The organism is Luteimonas sp. 9C, from assembly GCF_902506295.1.
GTDB lineage: Bacteria > Pseudomonadota > Gammaproteobacteria > Xanthomonadales > Xanthomonadaceae > Luteimonas.
Window position 1 is genome coordinate 2,555,105 of the sequence record NZ_LR733312.1, and the last position, 17,628, is coordinate 2,572,732.

General features: G+C 70.2%; 17 protein-coding genes. 8 read left to right on the forward strand and 9 right to left on the reverse strand.

Annotated elements, in window-relative coordinates:
* Positions 1-4: 4 nt before the first annotated feature.
* From CURTO8I2_RS11670 to CURTO8I2_RS11685, 4 genes are all read right to left on the reverse strand, one after another.
* Complete coding sequence (locus CURTO8I2_RS11670) at positions 5-379, reverse strand: hypothetical protein (protein ID WP_159681235.1); 375 nt, start codon at positions 377-379, stop codon at positions 5-7.
* Positions 376-1,689: a M20 family metallopeptidase gene (locus CURTO8I2_RS11675; protein ID WP_159681236.1), complete on the reverse strand. Its 1,314-nt coding sequence runs from the start codon at positions 1,687-1,689 to the stop codon at positions 376-378. Before CURTO8I2_RS11675 ends, CURTO8I2_RS11670 begins: the two co-directional genes overlap by 4 nt.
* A gap of 114 nt (positions 1,690-1,803) precedes the next feature.
* Complete coding sequence (locus CURTO8I2_RS11680) at positions 1,804-2,115, reverse strand: DUF4156 domain-containing protein (RefSeq protein WP_159681237.1); 312 nt, start codon at positions 2,113-2,115, stop codon at positions 1,804-1,806.
* Positions 2,116-2,261: 146 nt separating this feature from the next.
* On the reverse strand, positions 2,262-5,132 hold the full coding sequence (locus tag CURTO8I2_RS11685) for a pitrilysin family protein (RefSeq protein ID WP_159681238.1): 2,871 nt from the start codon (positions 5,130-5,132) through the stop codon (positions 2,262-2,264).
* A gap of 420 nt (positions 5,133-5,552) precedes the next feature.
* On the opposite strand from CURTO8I2_RS11685, the gene CURTO8I2_RS11690 reads away from it, so the two are divergent.
* The 3 genes from CURTO8I2_RS11690 (at position 5,553) to CURTO8I2_RS11700 (ending at position 7,592) form a co-directional block, all read left to right on the forward strand.
* The gene (locus CURTO8I2_RS11690; RefSeq protein ID WP_159681239.1) at positions 5,553-6,257 is read left to right on the forward strand and encodes an SDR family oxidoreductase; all 705 of its coding nucleotides are present in this window, start codon (positions 5,553-5,555) and stop codon (positions 6,255-6,257) included.
* Between the two features lie 34 nt (positions 6,258-6,291).
* On the forward strand, positions 6,292-6,756 hold the full coding sequence (locus CURTO8I2_RS11695; RefSeq protein ID WP_159681240.1) for a tRNA (cytidine(34)-2'-O)-methyltransferase: 465 nt from the start codon (positions 6,292-6,294) through the stop codon (positions 6,754-6,756).
* Positions 6,757-7,013: 257 nt separating this feature from the next.
* Complete coding sequence (locus tag CURTO8I2_RS11700; protein ID WP_159681241.1) at positions 7,014-7,592, forward strand: diffusible signal factor-reguated Ax21 faimly protein; 579 nt, start codon at positions 7,014-7,016, stop codon at positions 7,590-7,592.
* Between the two features lie 534 nt (positions 7,593-8,126).
* Here the strand turns inward: CURTO8I2_RS11700 and CURTO8I2_RS11705 are convergent.
* From CURTO8I2_RS11705 to CURTO8I2_RS11720, 4 genes are all read right to left on the reverse strand, one after another.
* On the reverse strand, positions 8,127-9,137 hold the full coding sequence (locus tag CURTO8I2_RS11705) for an NAD(P)H-dependent glycerol-3-phosphate dehydrogenase (RefSeq protein WP_159681242.1): 1,011 nt from the start codon (positions 9,135-9,137) through the stop codon (positions 8,127-8,129).
* A 2-nt stretch (positions 9,138-9,139) separates the two neighbouring features.
* The gene (secB, locus tag CURTO8I2_RS11710) at positions 9,140-9,667 is read right to left on the reverse strand and encodes a protein-export chaperone SecB (RefSeq protein WP_159681243.1); all 528 of its coding nucleotides are present in this window, start codon (positions 9,665-9,667) and stop codon (positions 9,140-9,142) included.
* Positions 9,668-9,746: 79 nt separating this feature from the next.
* On the reverse strand, positions 9,747-10,184 hold the full coding sequence (locus CURTO8I2_RS11715; RefSeq protein ID WP_159681244.1) for a rhodanese-like domain-containing protein: 438 nt from the start codon (positions 10,182-10,184) through the stop codon (positions 9,747-9,749).
* Positions 10,185-10,272: 88 nt separating this feature from the next.
* Positions 10,273-10,716: a hypothetical protein gene (locus CURTO8I2_RS11720; protein WP_159681245.1), complete on the reverse strand. Its 444-nt coding sequence runs from the start codon at positions 10,714-10,716 to the stop codon at positions 10,273-10,275.
* 70 nt (positions 10,717-10,786) lie between these two features.
* Here CURTO8I2_RS11720 and oleC point away from each other — a divergent pair, with 70 nt between their 5' ends.
* From oleC to ubiB, 5 genes are all read left to right on the forward strand, one after another.
* Positions 10,787-12,460 (forward strand): olefin beta-lactone synthetase, encoded by a 1,674-nt coding sequence (gene oleC / locus CURTO8I2_RS11725; protein WP_159681246.1) that lies wholly within the window; start codon positions 10,787-10,789, stop codon positions 12,458-12,460.
* Positions 12,457-13,452 (forward strand): 2-alkyl-3-oxoalkanoate reductase, encoded by a 996-nt coding sequence (gene oleD, locus CURTO8I2_RS11730; protein ID WP_159681247.1) that lies wholly within the window; start codon positions 12,457-12,459, stop codon positions 13,450-13,452. Before oleC ends, oleD begins: the two co-directional genes overlap by 4 nt.
* Positions 13,453-13,524: 72 nt before the next feature.
* A complete protein-coding gene (locus CURTO8I2_RS11735) occupies positions 13,525-13,683 on the forward strand; it encodes a DUF1328 domain-containing protein (protein WP_159681248.1) in 159 nt (52 codons plus the stop codon).
* Positions 13,684-13,821: 138 nt separating this feature from the next.
* Entirely contained in the window at positions 13,822-14,466 is a 645-nt protein-coding gene (locus CURTO8I2_RS11740; protein ID WP_159681249.1) for an SCP2 sterol-binding domain-containing protein, read from the forward strand.
* Positions 14,463-16,151: a ubiquinone biosynthesis regulatory protein kinase UbiB gene (gene ubiB / locus CURTO8I2_RS11745; RefSeq protein WP_159681250.1), complete on the forward strand. Its 1,689-nt coding sequence runs from the start codon at positions 14,463-14,465 to the stop codon at positions 16,149-16,151. The genes CURTO8I2_RS11740 and ubiB overlap by 4 nt, the downstream gene beginning before the upstream one ends.
* 164 nt (positions 16,152-16,315) lie before the next feature.
* On the opposite strand, the gene CURTO8I2_RS11750 is transcribed toward ubiB, so the two are convergent.
* A complete protein-coding gene (locus CURTO8I2_RS11750) occupies positions 16,316-17,596 on the reverse strand; it encodes an RNA polymerase sigma factor (protein WP_159681251.1) in 1,281 nt (426 codons plus the stop codon).
* Positions 17,597-17,628: the final 32 nt, after the last annotated feature.

Consider the following 17,628-nt stretch of genomic DNA (forward strand, 5'->3'; position numbering starts at 1 on the left):
GTGCTCAGCCGGCGGGCGGGGCGGGCGACACGGTGATGCTGATTCCCAGCGATCCGATCAGAACCTCGGCCTGCTCGCCGGGCAGGACGATCAGCACCGGGGCGACATCGCCATGCGCCGACTGCAGCGCTGTTGCGACGCGGACCGCCCCGTCCGGCGCATCGGTGACGCTCACCTGGAGTCGATAGCCGCCGTCGCCCGCCACGTCCACGATGCCGGGCGCGCCCTCGCGCACGACCAGGCTGGGCTGTGCGAAGACCGCAGCGTCGTGGCGCAGCGTGGTCTGGACGCGCCACGCGTCGGTGGAGAACGCGGGCGCGGCGATCAGGAGCAGGGCGGCACCCAGCGGGATGCGGCGCGCGGCAGATCCCGACGTCACGACGCGGGTGCCTCCAGATAGTCCAGGCTCACCTGCAGCATCGCCCGCAGTCCCAGATCCAGCGCGGATTCGTCGAGGTCGAACTGCGGCGAATGGTTGCTCGGCGCGGTCGCCGGATCCTGGCCGGCGGCGGTGGCGCCGACGAAGAAGAACATCGCCGGTACTTCCCTGGCGTAGTACGCGAAATCCTCGGCGCCCATGTTGAGCGGGGTTTCGACGACGTTGTCGGCACCGGCGACGGCCTGCAGGCTCGGCAGCAGGCGCGCGGTCAGCGCGGGATCGTTGACGGTGACGGGGTTGCCGGTGGTGTCGGGCACGTGCGCCTCGACGGTGGCGCCGTGCGCGGCGGCGACGTGTTCGGCGACGTTCTTGAGGTCGGCGAAGATGTCGCTGCGCACGTCCTCGTCGAAGGTGCGGATCGTGCCGACCAGCTCGACACTGTCTGGAATGATGTTGTAGCGGATGCCGCCCTTGATCGCGCCGAAGCTGACGACCGCCGGCAGCGTGGAGATGTTGGTGCGGCGGCTGACGATGGTCTGCGCGGTGCCGATGAGATCGGCCGCGGCGACGATCGGATCGATACCGCCCCAGGGCCGCGAGCCGTGCGTCTGCCGGCCGATGACCTTGATGTTGAAGCGGTCCGACGCGGCCATCAGCGGGCCACCGCGCACGCCGAGCTGACCGGCCTGCAGCGTGGAGAACACGTGCAGTCCGAAGATCGCGTCGGGCTTGAAGTCGCGGAAGATGCCCTGCGCCAGCATCATCGAGGCGCCACCGTCCTCGTCGTCGGGCGGGCCTTCCTCGGCAGGCTGGAACACGAACAGTACTTCGCCGGCGAGCTGCTCGCGCATGCCGACCAGCGCTTCGGCCACGCCCATCAGGATCGCGACGTGCGCATCGTGGCCGCAGGCGTGCATGACGCCGGTGGGTTCGCCGCGGTAGGTCGTGGTCGCGGTGGACGCGAAGGGCAGGCCGGTCTGTTCGGTGACCGGCAGCGCGTCCATGTCGGCGCGCAGCGCGATCCTCGGGCCGGGACGGCCGCCCTTGAGTACCGCGGTCACGCCGGTGTGCGCGACGCCGGTCTGCGGTTCGAGGCCGAGGCTGCGCAGATGTTCGGCCACCTTGGCCGCGGTGCGCGTCTCGCGGTTGCCGAGCTCGGGATGCTGGTGGATGTCACGCCGCCAGTCGACGAGTTTCGCCTGCAACGCGGTGGCGGCGTTGGCGACTTCGGGACGCTGCGCATTCTGCGCATGCGACAGGGCGGGCAGGGCGGCACAGGCGCAGAGCAGCGCGGTGGCGAGACGATGCATCGGCGGATCCTCGACGGGAGACCGGTCGATGCTAGTGGATCGGCGGCCCCTCGGGCGGGCGCGCCCCCGCGAGGGCATCCGCCGCGTGCGTCTACGCGGATGCGACGCGCGTCTTCAGCGCCCGCATTGCCAGGCGCCGAAGCGCTGGCCGCCGCCGGTGGGTTCGCCGAGCGGGCTGATCGTGTCGGCGTTGAGACCGGGCGCCTCGTTGCGCGCCAGGGTTTCCAGTTCCTCGCGCACGCGCAGTGCATTGCGCTCGACGAACGCGATGCTGTGCTTGACCGACACCTCGACTTCGCCGCGCTTCTGGCAGTCGGCCGGCGCCGCACTCGTCACACGCACCGCGCTCGCCCCCGGCGCCATGTGCACCCAGGTGCAGCCGACGGCGGACAGGGACAGCAGCATCACGGTCAGGGACTTGCGCATTCGGAATGCTCCGGAAAGAGGTGGGGTGGGGCGCGATGCCCGCCATTGTGGCGGGCATCGGCTGAGCGGGCGATCACCGCCCGCCCGGTGCATCCGGGCCCGCTGCACGCACCGCTCGGCGGGCGCAGCAGGACACCGGACCGGTGTCAGCGTGCGACCGGCTTGCCGTCCGCATCGAGCACCTGCACCTCGCCCAGCTCGAGCGCACGGATCGGCGCCTCGATCTGCTTGAGATCGCCGACGACCACCCAGGTCAGCGCCTTGGGATCGATCGTCGTCGCCACGCCGGCGAGATCCTGGACCGTCATCGACTCGATCTCGGCCTTGCGCTGGAACACGTAGTCGTCGGGACGGCCGAAGCGGACGTTGCCGCCGATCGTCGACATCACCGCCCATGCGGTCTCGTAGGCACCCGGCAGGCTCAGCGTGTTGATCGCCTGGGCGCGGGCGAGTTCGGCGGCAGTCGCCGGACGATCGCTGTCGGCGAAGTCGGCCAGTTCGCGCTGGATCTCCGCCATCGCCTCGGCGGTCTTGTCGATCTGCACCGGCGCCGAGGCCATCCACGGGCGCTGGCCCAGCGTGCCGGTGGCGCCGCTGCGGGCACCGTAGGACCAGTGCTTGTCCTCACGCAGGTTCATGTTCAGACGCGCGGTGAAGTCGCCGCCGAGCACGGTGTTGGCCATGTCGAAACGGTTCGACGACGCATCGTTGGTCGGCGGAATCACCTGCGCGGCGAAGATGTTCGCCTGCACCGCGCCGGGCTGGTCGATCAGGAACACGCGCGCGGCGTCCGGACGTGCGACCTCGGCGACGTCGATGGCTGCTGGCGCTGCGCCGGAGCCGCGCCAGTCACCGAAATGCGTCTCCAGCATCGGCACGATCTCGTCCAGCGTGGTGTCGCCGACGACGATCAGCGTCGCGCCTTCCGGACGCACCCAGTCGCGGTGGAAGGCGACCAGCTCGTCGCGCGTGAGCCTGGCGATCGCGTCTTCGGTGCCGCTGCCGGTGAACGGAATCGCGTACGGATGCCCGGCACCGTAGACCAGCGGCGGCAGCACGCGCATCGCCACACTGCTGGGACGCGCCTTCTCCTGCGCGATGCCGGCGATCCACGTCGCCTTGATGCGGTCGATTTCCTTCTGGTCGAAGTTCGGGCGACGCAGCATGTCGGCGAACAGCGCCAGCGACGGGTCGAGGTTTTCCTTCAGCGCCGAGACGTAGGCATTGCTGCCGTCGAGCGACGCGCTTGCGCCGAGGCTCGCGCCCAGTGCTTCGACGCGATCGGCGAAATCCAGGGCGCCCAGACCGCCGGCGCCTTCTTCGAGCACGGTCATCGTGAAGCTCGCGGTACCCGGCGTGCGGCCCAGGTCGGCGGTGTAGCCGCCCTTGAACTCGTAGCTCAGCTGCACGACCGGAATTTCCGGACGCCGGGCGAGGATCACCTGCGTGCCGTTGGACAGCGTGGCGCGCTCCTGCGCCGGGAACTTGAGTTCCGGGAACGAATCGGTCTTCGGCACGCCGGCGCTGCGGTCCACACGGCTGCGCGTGGTCGTGTACTTGGCATCCGGCGCCGGCGGGGTGAACGGCGCGGGCGTGACCGCGGGTGCTTCGGCCAGCGGCGTGCGTGCGCCCGGGACCACGGTGATGGTGTGGCTGCCGACATCGAGCCACTTCGCACCGGCCGCCTTGACGTCCTCGGCGGTGGTCGCGGCGACGTTCGCCAAGGATGCGCGGAAGCAGCCCGGGTCGCCTTCGTAGACCGTGCATTCGGCGAGCGCGTCGGCCTTGCCGCCGAACCCGCCGATACGCTCGATGCCCCGGATGAAGCCGGCGCGCATGCTGGTCTTGGCCCGCGCCAGTTCCTCGGCGCTCGGGCCTTCGGTGATCAGGCGCTCGAGCTCCTCGTCGATCGCCGCCTCGACGGTCGCCGGATCCACGCCCTGCTTCACGGTCGCCATCACCACGAAGTTCGAGCCCAGCTGCGAGCCGTAGGCGCCGGCGCTGATGTTGTCGACCAGGCGGTCGTCGTGCAGCAGGCGACGGTCGAGACGCGAGGCCTTCGCACCGCCGAGCACGCTGCCCAGCACCTGCAGATGGTCGATGTCGGTGGTGCCGAGTTCGGCGACGTTCCAGGCGCGGTAGATGCGCACCTGCGGCACCTGGTCTTCCATCGTCTCTCGGGTGTCGGCGCTGCGCTTGGCCACGTCGACGGCCGGCTGCGCCATCGTCGGGCCGGCCGGGATGTCGCCGAAATACTGCGCGGCCTTGGCGCGGGCCGTGGCCACGTCGATGTCGCCGGCCAGCACCAGCACCGCGTTGTTCGGGCCGTACCAAGTGCGGAACCACTGCTTGACGTCGTCGAGCGACGCGGCGTTGAGGTCGTTCATCGAGCCGATGACGCCGTGGTGGTACGGGTGGCCCTCGGGATACAGCGCGCGGGTCAGCTTGTCCCAGACCTGGCCGTAGGGCTGGTTCTCGCCCTGGCGCTTCTCGTTCTGCACCACGCCGCGCTGCTCGTCGAGCGCGCCCTGGTCGACCGCGCCGAGCAGATGGCCCATGCGGTCGGATTCCATCCACAGCGCCATGTCGAGCGCGGTGGTCGGCACGTTCTGGAAATAGTTCGTGCGGTCGGTGTTGGTGGTGCCGTTCTGGTCGGTCACCCCGACCTGCTTGAAGGGATCGAAGAACTCGCCGTCGTGGTTCTCGCTGGCCTGGAACATCAGATGCTCGAACAGGTGCGCGAAGCCGCTGCGGCCGGCGGGCTCGTCCTTGCTGCCCACGTGGTACCAGATGTTGACCGCGACGATCGGCGCCTTGCGGTCGGTGTGCACCACCACGCGCAGGCCGTTGGGCAGGGTGAAGGTCTCGTACGGGATGTCGACCCCGGCGGCTTCGGCCGGGGGCGCGGCCCACGCCATCGGCGCGGCGGCGATGCCGGACAGGGCAAGGCCGGTGGCGAGCGCGAGCAGGGCCGCGCGCGGGCGGGACGGGGCGGTACGGAGGCGGTCGACGGACATGCCGGTCCTTGGAATCGGGCGGAGTTGGACCCGCATCCTAGCCAGCCGCTGTGTCCTCGGCACGGGCCGCAGGTCATGGTCGGGGCGCTCCGGATCCGTTCCTTCCCCCGCATGCGGGGCATTGCGCCCTTTACGGGTGGAAGGCCGGGACGGGGGCGAACGAACCGATGAGGTAATGCCTGATTGCGGGCGGCCCGTGCGTGCCCGGGTCGGGATCCCGATGATCGGAGGATTCGCCCCCACCCGACCCGTCCGGCCCGGCGCAGCGCGCCGGTCGTTCAATCGATCCGCGCGGCAGTGCCGCGCAAGCGGATCGCTCTCACCCCCCCCCGCGGCGTGGGGGAAGGCTCGACGACCGAATCCGCCACTCGTCACAACCCGAGCGCTAGCATCGAGCGCCTGTCCTCCCGAGGCACCCGCATGACCACCTGGACCCTCGTCACCGGCGCCAACCGTGGCCTCGGCCTCGAATTCGTCCGCCAGCTGCTGGCCGACGGCGCACGCGTCGTCGCGACCTGCCGCCAGCCCGGCAAGGCGACCGCGCTCAACAACCTGGCTGCCGAACATCCCGGCCATCTCAAGGTGCTGCCGCTCGACGTCGGCGATGCCCGCTCGCGCGACGAACTGGTGCGCGAATGGCCGCTGGCCGCCGGCGAGGATGCGCGCATCGGCGTGCTGATCAACAACGCCGGCGTCCTGCACAGCGGCGAGCGCTTCGGCACGCTGCGCGCCGAGACCCTCGACGACAGCCTGCGGACCAACGTGACCGGCCCGCTGCTGCTGACCCAGGCGCTGGCGCCGCTACTCGTCGACGGCGCCCGTGTCGCCAACCTGTCCTCGCAGCTCGGTTCGATCGCCAATACCGCCCGCTTCGGCACGCCGAGCTACGCGATCAGCAAGGCGGCGCTGAACATGGCGACCGTCCAGCTGGCCCACGCCCTGCGCGAGCGCGGCATCGTCGTCGTCGCCCTGCATCCGGGCTGGGTGCGCACCGACATGGGCGGCGCACAGGCGGCCGAAGTGCCCGAGGATTCGGTCGCCGGCCTGCGCATGGTCATCGACGGTCTGGGCCCGGACAACAGCGGCCGGTTCCTCGACTGGACCGGCGCGGCGCTGCCTTGGTGACCGACAATGGCGGGCCCGCACGCCGGCCCCGTCCATGTTCGACGTCATCCTGCACACCCCCGAGATTCCGCCCAACACCGGCAACGTGATCCGCCTGTGCGCCAACACCGGCGCGCGGCTGCATCTGGTGCGGCCGCTGGGCTTCGACCTCGACGACCGCAACCTGCGCCGGGCCGGTCTCGACTACCACGAGTACGCGACGCTGCAGGTCCATGACGATCTCGACGCCGCACTCGCCGTCGTGCAGCCCACGCGCCTGTTCGCGCTGAGCACGCGCAACAGCGTGCGCTTCGACGCGCCGGCCTTCGCGCCGGGCGATGCCTTCCTGTTCGGCAGCGAGACCCGCGGCCTCCCGGACGACGTGCTCGACCGCGTGCCCGATGGCCAGCGCCTGCGCCTGCCGATGCGGCCGGGCAACCGCAGCCTCAACCTGTCGAACGCGGTCGCGGTCGTGGTGTTCGAAGCCTGGCGCCAGCAGGGCTTCGCGGGCGGCGCGTGACGTGGTGCCAGCCGGCGCGCGTGACTTCGCTGGAAACGGTTACGCGACGACCTGAACGGGCCGCAAAAGTTCCTGTACTTCGCAGTTCAATATTCAGCGCCGGTTGCGCGCATATGTCGAGAATCTCCACACCGGCCCGGGTGGCCGTGCTTCCCCTCCCCCTTGAAGCGCATCCCCTCCCCGTCACCCGGGCCGGCATTTTCGAACACCGTTGCGCGCTGGACCCCTTGCAGGGTCCGGCCGGAGAGAGACCCCGCATGAAGCGCTTCCTGACCATCGCATCCCTCGCCGCCGCGCTTCCCTGCGCCGCGAATGCCGCCGAAGGTCTCTCCTACAACTACGTCGAAGGCGGTTACTCGGCCAGCAAGTCCGACCTCGCGCCGGTCAACCCGAGCGCTGATTCCGATGGCTGGTCGCTGCGCGGTTCCGCTGCGTTCCTCCCGAATTTCCATGCCTTCGGCGACTACACCCGCGAGCGCATCGACAACATCCCGCTCGACCGCGACCAGTGGCGTCTGGGCGTCGGCTATCACCATGAAGTCTCGCCGCGCACCGACCTGCTGACCCGCGTGGCCTACCAGACGCTCGATTTCGGCCGCGGACTCGAGGCCGACGGGTACTCCGTCGAGGTCGGCGCGCGCGCCGCGCTTCTGCCGGCGCTGGAAGGCTATGCACTGGCCGGCTACGAGGATCTCGACGGCGGCTTCGACAGCGCGTTCTACGGCCGCCTCGGCGCGCAGTGGAAGTTCAATCCGAACTTCGGCCTCGCCGGCGACATCAAGCTGATCCAGGGTGGCGACACCCAGTGGTTCGTGGGTCCGCGTCTGACCTGGTAAGCACAGCACCGCTCCCCCGCGGTGTCCGGTCCCCAGCGCTTCCCCGGCGCCTCTCTCTCCCGGACATCGCCAGAACCCGGCCAGCAATGGCCGGGTTCTTTTTTTGTGGCGATGGCGCCGAGTGGCCGATGTAGTCCCCGTCATCCTGGCGGCTTTCAACAGACGAATGTCTGGTGAGGCCGGGAGCCGATGACTTGAGGCGTTCGCGGAAGGTTTGGTAACACGACGAGTCCGCGCTTGCCGAGACGTCGCTGGACGACCAGCGCTTCGCGCTGCTGAGAGGCACGTCCGGGCGTGCTTGCTGCGAGCCGTCGGGATGACGACCAGATCTGCGTGGCGCCTCAGGAGCGCGAATGTTGTCGCGTCTCCGGGAGAGCGGCTGGTCCGTGCGGCCCTCACCCACCATCCGCGTTGCGGAGGGTCCCCTCGCGCTGACGCGAGGGCGTTCACTCGACGCACGAACCTGTGGCTCGCAAACGCGCCGCTTCGCCCCGGAGGGAGAGGGGCTCAGGTCGGGCCTTCGGCCCGAGCTCCTTATTCGAACTCGGGCTTCTGCTCGCGTGCCATCAGCCGGTCCAGACCCTCGGCCGGAGTGATGTCGCCGTGCAGCACGGCGCGGACGTTGCTCGAGATCGGCAGTTCGATGCCATGGCGCTCGGCCAGGCGCATGACTTCGTCGGCGGTCTGCACCGATTCGACCACCTGGCCGATCGCGCGGACCGCGTCTTCGAGCTTCTCGCCACGACCCAGCGCCAGACCCAGCCGGCGGTTGCGCGACAGGTCCCCGGAACAGGTCAGCACCAGATCGCCGAGACCGGCGAGACCCATCAGGGTTTCCGCACGGCCGCCGATCGCCTGGTTGAGGCGCAGCATCTCGTTGAGGCCACGGGTGATCAGGCCGGTGCGGGCGTTGAGGCCCAGCTCCATGCCGTCGGCCGCGCCGGTGGCCACGGCCAGCACGTTCTTCATCGCGCCGCCGAGTTCGGCGCCGCGCATGTCGGTGCCGGTATAGGCGCGGAACGTCGGGCCGTGCAGCACGTCGGCGACGGTCTGCGCGAAGTCGGCGTCGTCGGACTGCACGGTGATCGCGGTCGGCAGGCCGGACGCGACTTCCTTGGCGAACGACGGGCCGGTGACGACGGCCAGCGGCACGTCCTCGCCGACCACGGCGCCCGCGACTTCATGCAGGAACCGGCCCGAGCCGGGTTCGAAGCCCTTGGTCGCCCACGACACGCCCACGCCCTCGGGGCGCAGCGGTGCGAGCAGTTCCAGGGTTTCGGCGAAGGCATGCGACGGCACCACGACCAGGATCAGACCGACGCCGTCGAGGGCATGGGCCAGATCGGTGGTCGCGCGCAGGTTGTGCGGCAGCGGGATGCCCGGCAGGTAGCGCGGGTTCTCGTGGCGCTGGTCGATCGCCTCGATCTGGTCGGCGTTACGGCCCCACAACGTGGTGGGATGCCCGTTACGTGCGATCACCGAGGCGAGCGCGGTCCCCCAGGAGCCCGCGCCCAGCACCGCAACCGCGGGCTTAGCTCCGGTCACGCTCAGGCGTTGCCGATCTGGTCGGTCGTCGGCTGCTCGTTGCCCGACTGGCTGCGCTGACGCAGGCCTTCGGCATAGAGCGCGTCGAAGTTGATCGGCTGCAGCAGGAACGGCGGGAAGCCGCCGGCCTGGATCAGCTCGCCGATCAGCTGGCGCGCATACGGGTACAGCACGTTCGGGCACTGGGTGCCGAGCAGCGCGTCGAGGGTGTTGCCGTCGAAACCGGCCAGGCCGAACACGCCCGCCTGCTTCACTTCGGCCACGTACACCGTATTCGCGTTGTCCTCGCCCGTGGTGCAGGTCAGGGTGATCGCCAGCACGACTTCGAACGCGTTGTCGCCGACGCGCTGCACGCTCTGGTTGAGATTCATGTTGAGCTGCGGCTGGGCCTGCTCGCTGAAGATCGCCGGGGACTTGGGCGACTCGAACGAGACGTCCTTGACGTAGATCTTCTCGACGCTGAACTGCGCGCCTGCCGGCTGCGCGGGGGCGGCGCCATTGGCACCGGTGTTGGCCTGTTCTTCGGACATGTGGATCGACTCCAGCGGAAAGAGGTGGGATGAAACGGATCGCCGATTATGGCAGTCCGGTCGGGCGGTGCCGCTGCGCTCAGCCGCGGCCCTTGGCCAGTGGCAGATCGGCCTGCAGCCAGCCGCCGATGCCGCCGTCGAGCACGTAGACGTTCTCGAAGCCGGCCTTCTTCAGGCGCTTGGCGGCATCGCTGGCGGTGCTGCCGGTCTTGCAGACCAGCACGACCGGCAACGCCTTGGCGGGCGCGAGCTGTTTGCTCTCGGGGTCGAACTGGCTCATCTGCACGTTCTTCGAGCCCGGGATGTGGCCTTTGCCGAAGTCGGCGGCGGGGCGCAGGTCGACGACCAGCGCGTTGTCGCGGTTGACCAGCACGGTCAGCTCGGCCGGGCGCAGGACCTTGAAGCCGCGGAACAGCCGCGAGATCTCGTTGGCGACGATCGCCACCGTCAATGCGGCGAGGATCAGCGACAGCATCTGGTTGCGGCCCAGGAAGGCCAGAAGTTCTTCGAAATTCACGGATGGATCGCGGTGCGTCGGCGGGCGGCGATTGTCGCACACCACCGCGGCCGCCCGGCGGCGGCCGGCCGGGGCGCCCCCGGGGGGCTCATTCGCCGGCCCAGAAGTCCGGCAGTCCGTCGACGATCCACCAGGTGCCGGCGGCCGCGTCCCAGCGCCAGCGCTCGGTGTAGCGCACGGTGCGCTCGGCCATGGTGTGGCGGTTGATCACGCCGATCTGGATCTCGCGCATCGCCTCGTCCGCACCCGCGGTGGCGCTGGTCTCGCGGTAGCCGGTGACCTGCACCTGCTCGTAGCGGGCGAAATCGAGCTCGCTGACCGGGTGCGCGGTGCGGTAGTCGGGGTCGACCAGCTGCCAGGCGGTCTTCATGTCGTTCCAGCGCACCGCGCCGGTCCACGCGTACTGCGCGCGTTCGAGCGCCGTGCCCTGCTTGCGGGTGCTGGCGCAGCCGGGCAGCAGCACCAGCAGCGCGAGCATCAGCAGGGCGACCTGGTTGCGGAACAGGAACGGACGGCCGGAAGTCGCGCGCATGGCAGGGTCTCGAATCGTGAGGCCGCCATCGTAGCCGCCGCGGCCGGCGCGCGCCGGTATCCTCTGCGCGATGGACGACGACACCGCTTCCCGGGCCGCCACGGTCAACATCGCCGCCGCCTTGCCGCAGCTGGCGCAGGCCGCGCCCGACCGCATCGCGATGCGTTGTCCCGGGCCGGATGGCCGTTACGGCGACGCACAGGCTTTGACCTACGGCGCGCTCGACCGCCGCAGCGACGCGATCGCCGCCGGCCTCGCCGCACGCGGCATCGTCCGCGACACGCGCACGGTGCTGATGGTGCGGCCGACGCCCGAGTTCTTCCTGTTGATGTTCGCCCTGTTCAAGGCCGGGGCGGTGCCGGTGCTGGTCGATCCGGGCATCGACAGGCGCGCGCTGAAGCAGTGTCTCGACGAAGCCGGCGCCGAAGCCTTCATCGGCATTCCGCTGGCGCAGTTCGCGCGCGTGCTGCTGCGCTGGGCGACGTCGGCGCGCGTGCGCATCACCACCGGGCGCTGGGCGGTGCTCAGCGACGCGACGCTGGCGGACGTGGAACGCGCGGGTGCCGGCGCAGGCCCGCAACTCGCGGCGACGGCCGGCGACGATGTCGCGGCGATCCTCTTCACCAGCGGCTCGACCGGCGTGCCCAAGGGCGTGGTCTACCGGCATCGGCATTTCGCCGCGCAGATCGACATGCTGCGCGACGCGTTCGGCATCGGCGCCGGCGGCATCGACCTGCCGACGTTCCCGCCGTTCGCCCTGTTCGATCCCGCGCTGGGGCTGACCTCGATCATTCCGGACATGGATCCCACGCAGCCGGCCAAGGCCGATCCGCGCAAGCTGCATGCGGCGATCGACCGCTTCGGCGTCGACCAGCTGTTCGGTTCCCCCGCGTTGATGGGCGTGCTCGCGAAATACGGCCAGCCGCTGCCCACCTTGCGCCGCGTGACCTCGGCCGGCGCGCCGGTGCCGCCGGACACGGTCGCGAAGATCCTCGACCTGCTGCCGGACGACGCCCGCTTCTGGACGCCCTACGGCGCGACTGAATGCCTGCCGGTCGCGGTCATCGAAGGCCGCGAGCTGCTCGACCTGCGCTCGCGCACCGAGCACGGCGCCGGTACCTGCGTCGGCCGCCCGGTGCCGCAGAACGTGGTGCGCATCATCCGGGTCGACGACGACGCGATTCCCTCCTGGTCCGACGCGCTGTGCGTGCCCGGCGCCCAGGTCGGCGAGATCACCGTCGCCGGGCCCAGCGCCACCGATACCTATTTCAACCGCGACGCGCAGACGCGCCTGGCGAAGATCACCGAAACGCTGCCCGACGGCAGCACGCGCATCGTGCATCGCATGGGCGATCTCGGGTATTTCGATGCCGAAGGCCGGCTGTGGTTCTGCGGCCGCAAGGGACATCGCGTGGTCACGGCCACCGGCACCTTGTGCACCGAACAGGTCGAGCCGGTGTTCAACGTGCACGCGGAGGTGCGACGCACCGCGCTGGTCGGTGTCGGCCCGAAGAACACGCAGACGCCGGTGCTGTGCGTGGAGCTGGAAGCCGGTGTCGCGAAGACCAAACAGGCGCGCATCGCCGACGAGCTGCGCCACATCGGCGAAGGCTTCGTCCACACCGGGCGCATCGAGCGCGTGCTGTTCCATCCCGGCTTCCCGGTCGATATCCGCCACAACGCCAAGATCGGCCGCGAGACGCTCGCCGTGTGGGCGGCGAAACGCACACAGGACCTCGCATGAATCTTCTCGTCACCGGCGGCGGCGGTTTCCTCGGCCAGGCGCTGTGCCGCGGCCTGGTCGAACGCGGCCATGCCGTCACCAGCTTCAACCGCGGCCACTACCCCGAGCTCGACGCGATCGGCGTGCACCAGATCCGCGGTGACCTCGCCGACGGGGATGCGGTACGGCACGCGGCCCGGGGCATGGACGCGATCTTCCACAACGCGGCCAAGGCCGGCGCCTGGGGCAGCTTTGAGAGCTATCACCAGGCCAACGTCGTCGGCACGCAGAACGTGCTCGATGCCTGCCGCGCGCATGGCATCGGCCGGCTGGTCTACACCTCCACGCCCAGCGTGACCCATCGGGCCACGCACCCGGTCGAAGGCGGCACCGCCGAGACCGTGCCCTACGGCGAGGACTTCAAGGCGCCGTACGCGACCACCAAGAAGATCGCCGAGCAGGCGGTGCTGGCGGCGAACGGCCCGGACCTCGCCACGGTCGCGCTGCGTCCGCGGCTGATCTGGGGGCCGGGCGACCAGCAACTGCTGCCGCGCCTGGCCGAGCGCGCGCGGGCCGGCCGGCTGCGCTTCGTCGGCGACGGCGAGAACCGCATCGACACCACGTACATCGACAACGCCGCGCAGGCGCATTTCGATGCCTTCGCGCATCTGGCGCCGGGCGCCGCCTGCGCGGGTCGCGCGTACTTCATCAGCAACGGCGAGCCGACGCCGGTGCGCGAGATCGTCAACGCGTTGCTGGCCGCCGCCGGCGCGCCGCAGGTCACGAAGACGATTCCGTTCGGCGCGGCGTATGCGATCGGCGCAATCTGCGAATCGGTCTGGCCGCTGCTGCGTCTGAAGGGCGAGCCGCCGATGACGCGGTTTCTCGCCGAGCAGTTGAGCACCACGCACTGGTACGACATGGCGCCGGCCACCCGAGACTTCGGCTACGTGCCGCACGTGTCCCTTCACGAGGGACTCATTCGCCTGAAAAATTCTTGGACCGCTTCCTGACCGTCACCTGATCGCGACTCCGGCGGGCATAGGGTGGCCCCCGAACCGCTCACGGGAATCAGGAGACCACCCATGCTTCGTTATGCCGTTATCTTTCTTGTCGTCGCCATCATCGCCGGTGTCCTCGGCTTCAGTGGTGTCGCAGGCGCCGCCACCAACATCGCCTGGATTCTCTTCGTCGTGTTCCTGATTCTGGCGGTGATCTCGATGCTGCGTGGCCGTCGACCGTAACGCCCGCACCTCGATGTGACGCGAAACGCCCGCCCTTTCGGCGGGCGTTTTGCTGTGTGCCGCGGGCACCCGACGCACATGTCGGGTGCGCATGCGCGATGACGCCGGCCGTGCGGAATCGGCCGCTACAATGCGGCCATGGCCGGACTCCTACCCTCTCCCTTCGCGGCGCTCAAGCCGATCGCCGGACGCGCGCTCGAGACCGCGCTCAACCAGGCGCTCGCGCTGGATGCCGACACGCGCGCCGCGCTCGCCGGACTCGACGGGCAGCGCATCGCGCTGACCCTCGCCTCGCCCCCACTGGCGCTGGAACTGCGCGTCGACGGCGAGCGCCTGCGGGTCGGTCCGGTCGACGAGGCCGTCGAACCCGATCTCGCCGTGCGCACGACGATCGCCGGCGTGCTGTCGCAACTGCCGTTCCTGCGCCGCGACGATGCACCGCCGATCGGCAAGGTGCGGGTCTCGGGCGACGCCGAGCTCGCGCGCCGGTTGCAGACGCTCGCGGGGCGGTTCGATCCCGACTGGCAGAAGCCGTTCGTGGCGGTATTCGGCGAGGTCATCGGCGTGCAGGTCGCGAATGCGTTCGCGAGCGCGCTGCAGCAGGCGCAGGGCCTGGGGCGCACGCTGACCGAGAGCGCGGTGGACTACGTGACCGAGGAATCGCGCGACGTGCTCGGCCGCGACGAACTCGAGGCCTTCAACGACGACGTCGACGTGCTGCGCGACGATGTCGAGCGGCTCGCGGCGCGTGTGGCGCGCCTGTCGCGCGGTCCGTCCGCATGAAGGGCGTGTTGCGTGCCTCGCGCATCGGCCGCGTGCTGTTGCGCTATCGCCTCGACGATCTCTTCGACGGCACGCCGGCCGAGCGCTGGCTCAAGCTCGCGCGCCCGTTCGTGCCGCGGGCCTCGGCCGACATCGCCGCGCAGTCGCGTGGGGCGCGCCTGCGTCTGGCGTTGCAGGAACTCGGGCCGATCTTCGTCAAGTTCGGGCAGATCCTTTCGACCCGTCGCGATCTCGTGCCGCCCGACATCGTCGACGATCTCGCCCTGCTGCAGGACCGCGTACTGCCGTTCGACGGCGCCCAGGCGCAGGCGATCATCGAGCGCGAGCTCGGCATGCCGATCGCGCAGGCGTTCGAGGCCTTCGACACCACGCCGCTCGCGTCGGCCTCGATCGCCCAGGTGCATGCGGCGACGCTGCCCGCCGACGACCGCAATCCGCGCCGCGAGGTCGTGGTCAAGGTGCTGCGCCCCACCATCGAGAAGCAGATCGCCGCCGACGTTGCGCTGCTGAAGAATCTCGCCGCGCTGGTCGACCGCACCCATCCCAACGCCGACAAGATCCGCCCGCGCGAAGTCGTGGCCGAGATCGAGAACACGCTGGCCGCCGAACTCGACCTGCAGCGCGAAGGAGCGAACGCCTCGGTGCTGCGCCGGTTCTGGACCGGCTCGCAGGATCTCTACGTGCCGGCGCCTGTGTGGGAACGCACGACGCAGCGCGTACTCACGCTGGAGCGCGTGCACGGCATTCCCAGCGACGACATCGTCGCGCTCGACGCCGCCGGCATCGACCGCAAGGCGCTCGCGGCCAAGGGCGTGCGCGTGTTCTACACGCAGGTGTTCCGCGACAACTTCTTCCACGCCGATGCGCACGCCGGCAACATCTGGGTGGCTCCGGACCGCAAGACCAATCCGCGCTTCATCGCGCTGGATTTCGGGATCATGGGCCAGCTCTCGCGCGAGGATCAGTACTACCTCGCCGAGAACTTCATGGCGATCTTCCGCCAGGACTACCGGCGCATCGCCGAGCTGCACATCCAGGCCGGCTGGATGCCCGGGCACATCCGCATCGACGAACTCGAAGCCGCCGTGCGTTCGGTCTGCGAGCCGTACTTCACCCGGCCGCTGTCGGAGATCTCGCTCGGCGAAGTGCTCGGCAAGCTGTTCCGCACCGCGCAGCGCTACCAGCTGACCCTGCAGCCGCAGTTGATCCTGCTGCAGAAGACGTTGCTGAGCATCGAGGGCATCGGTCGTCTGCTCGATCCCAAGCTCGACATCTGGGCCGTCGCCCGGCCGGTGCTCGAACGCATCCTCGTCGAGCGTTACAGCCCGCAGCGACTCGGCCGTGAATTCCGCGACCGTCTGCCGGAACTGATCACCCAGGCGCCGGACATGCCGCGCCTGCTGCACGGCTGGCTCAAGCAGCAGGTCGAAGGCCGCCACGAACTGCGCATGCGTTCCGACGATCTCGCCGCGCTCACCGCGACGATGCAGGGCATGCAGAAGCGCATGGTCGCCGCGATCCTCGGCGTCGGCCTGCTGATCGTCGCTGCGGTGCTGTACGCGCTGGAAGCGGGTGGCCCGAGTTTCGTCGGCCTGCCGGTCGCGACCTGGGTCGCCGGTGTCGGCGGGCTGTGGGCGCTGCTGGCGGCCTGGCCGCGGCGGTCGCCGGTGCATCTGCGGGATTGAGCGCTCTGAAGCCCTCCCCCGTCTACGGGGGAGGGTGGGGTGGGGGCAATCCGTCAGCGCTGGCGATATCAGGATCGAGCGATGGATCGACGTGTCGCCCGGATCACTTCGACGCGTGCGGAACGTTCGCCCCACCCAACCCTCCCCCGCACGCGGGGGAGGGCTCAAGCGGACTCCTTCGTCCGACATTCCGTCGCACGCGTACCGAGCCAGTCCCGCTCGCGTGGATTGCGCGCCAGCGAGGCCGCGCGTTCGAACGCATCCGCCGCCTCCGCGTGCCGCCCGAGTTTCGCCAGCAGGTCGCCGCGCACGCCCGGCAGCAGGTGGTAGCCGGCCAGCGTGTCGTCGTCCGCCAGGGCGTCGACCAGCGGCAATGCCGCGGCGGGCCCTGCGGCCATGCCGATCGCGACCGCGCGGTTGAGCGCCACCACCGGCGATCCGGTCAGCGCCAGCAGATGTCCGTAGAGCGCTGCGATGCGCGCCCAGTCGGTCTCTCCGGCGCCGGACGCGCGCGCGTGGCAGGCGGCGATGGCGGCCTGCAGTTCATAGCCGCCCGGCGGCGCGGGGCCGCGCGCGGTCCGTGCCCGCGCCAGCGACGCGAGGCCGGTGTCGATCAGTCCACGATCCCAGCGCGTGCGGTCCTGGTCGGGCAACAGCACCGGCCGACCGTTGGCATCGGTACGTGCAGCGAGCCGCGAGGCCTGCAGCGCCATCAGTGCCAGCAGCGCATGCACGTCGGCTTCGCGCGGCATCAGCGTCGCCAGCACGCGCGCCAGCCGCAGGGCGTCGGCGCACAGGTCCGGCCGCGCCCAGTCGTCGCCGCTGCTCGCGGCATGACCTTCGTTGAACACCAGATACAGCACATGCAGGACCGCCGACAGGCGCGCCGGCAGATCGGCGCGCTGCGGCACTTCGAACGGTGTGCCGGCGTTCGCGATGGTCTTCTTGGCGCGGACGATGCGCTGGGCGATCGTCGCTTCGGGCACCAGAAACGCACGCGCGATCTCGTCCGTGGTCAGGCCGCCGACCAGGCGCAGCGTCAGCGCCACCTGCGATTCGAGCGTCAGCGCGGGATGGCAGGCGACGAACATCAGCCGCAGCACGTCGTCGCCGATCACGTCGTCGAGTGTGTCCTGCGCGCGCGCATCGGATTCGCGCTGCGCCTGCTCGATCTCGCGTGCGAGTTCGGCGTGGTGCGCGTCGAGGCGCTGGCCACGTCGCAGACGGTCGATGCCGCGGTTACGCGCGGTGGTCATCAGCCACGCGCCCGGATTGTCGGGCAGGCCGTCCCGCGGCCAGCGTTCGAGCGCGGCGACCAGGGCGTCCTGGGCGAGCTCCTCGGCGAGGTCGAGATCGCGCACCACGCGCATCAGGCCGCCGATGATCTTCGGCACCTCGTCGCGCCAGAGCGTCTCGATCGTGCGGTGCAGGGCGGCCGTGTCCATGGGCGCCGATGACAGCATCCCGCACCCCGCCG

Coding starts and splice junctions, on each gene's coding strand:
- CURTO8I2_RS11675 (WP_159681236.1), bottom strand. CDS start 1,689: ATGCATCGTCTCGCCACCGCGCTGCTCTGCGCCTGTGCCGCCCTGCCC.
- CURTO8I2_RS11680 (WP_159681237.1), bottom strand. CDS start 2,115: ATGCGCAAGTCCCTGACCGTGATGCTGCTGTCCCTGTCCGCCGTCGGC.
- CURTO8I2_RS11685 (WP_159681238.1), bottom strand. CDS start 5,132: ATGTCCGTCGACCGCCTCCGTACCGCCCCGTCCCGCCCGCGCGCGGCC.
- CURTO8I2_RS11690 (WP_159681239.1), top strand. CDS start 5,553: ATGACCACCTGGACCCTCGTCACCGGCGCCAACCGTGGCCTCGGCCTC.
- CURTO8I2_RS11695 (WP_159681240.1), top strand. CDS start 6,292: ATGTTCGACGTCATCCTGCACACCCCCGAGATTCCGCCCAACACCGGC.
- CURTO8I2_RS11700 (WP_159681241.1), top strand. CDS start 7,014: ATGAAGCGCTTCCTGACCATCGCATCCCTCGCCGCCGCGCTTCCCTGC.
- secB (WP_159681243.1), bottom strand. CDS start 9,667: ATGTCCGAAGAACAGGCCAACACCGGTGCCAATGGCGCCGCCCCCGCG.
- CURTO8I2_RS11720 (WP_159681245.1), bottom strand. CDS start 10,716: ATGCGCGCGACTTCCGGCCGTCCGTTCCTGTTCCGCAACCAGGTCGCC.
- oleC (WP_159681246.1), top strand. CDS start 10,787: ATGGACGACGACACCGCTTCCCGGGCCGCCACGGTCAACATCGCCGCC.
- oleD (WP_159681247.1), top strand. CDS start 12,457: ATGAATCTTCTCGTCACCGGCGGCGGCGGTTTCCTCGGCCAGGCGCTG.
- CURTO8I2_RS11735 (WP_159681248.1), top strand. CDS start 13,525: ATGCTTCGTTATGCCGTTATCTTTCTTGTCGTCGCCATCATCGCCGGT.
- CURTO8I2_RS11740 (WP_159681249.1), top strand. CDS start 13,822: ATGGCCGGACTCCTACCCTCTCCCTTCGCGGCGCTCAAGCCGATCGCC.
- ubiB (WP_159681250.1), top strand. CDS start 14,463: ATGAAGGGCGTGTTGCGTGCCTCGCGCATCGGCCGCGTGCTGTTGCGC.
- CURTO8I2_RS11750 (WP_159681251.1), bottom strand. CDS start 17,596: ATGGACACGGCCGCCCTGCACCGCACGATCGAGACGCTCTGGCGCGAC.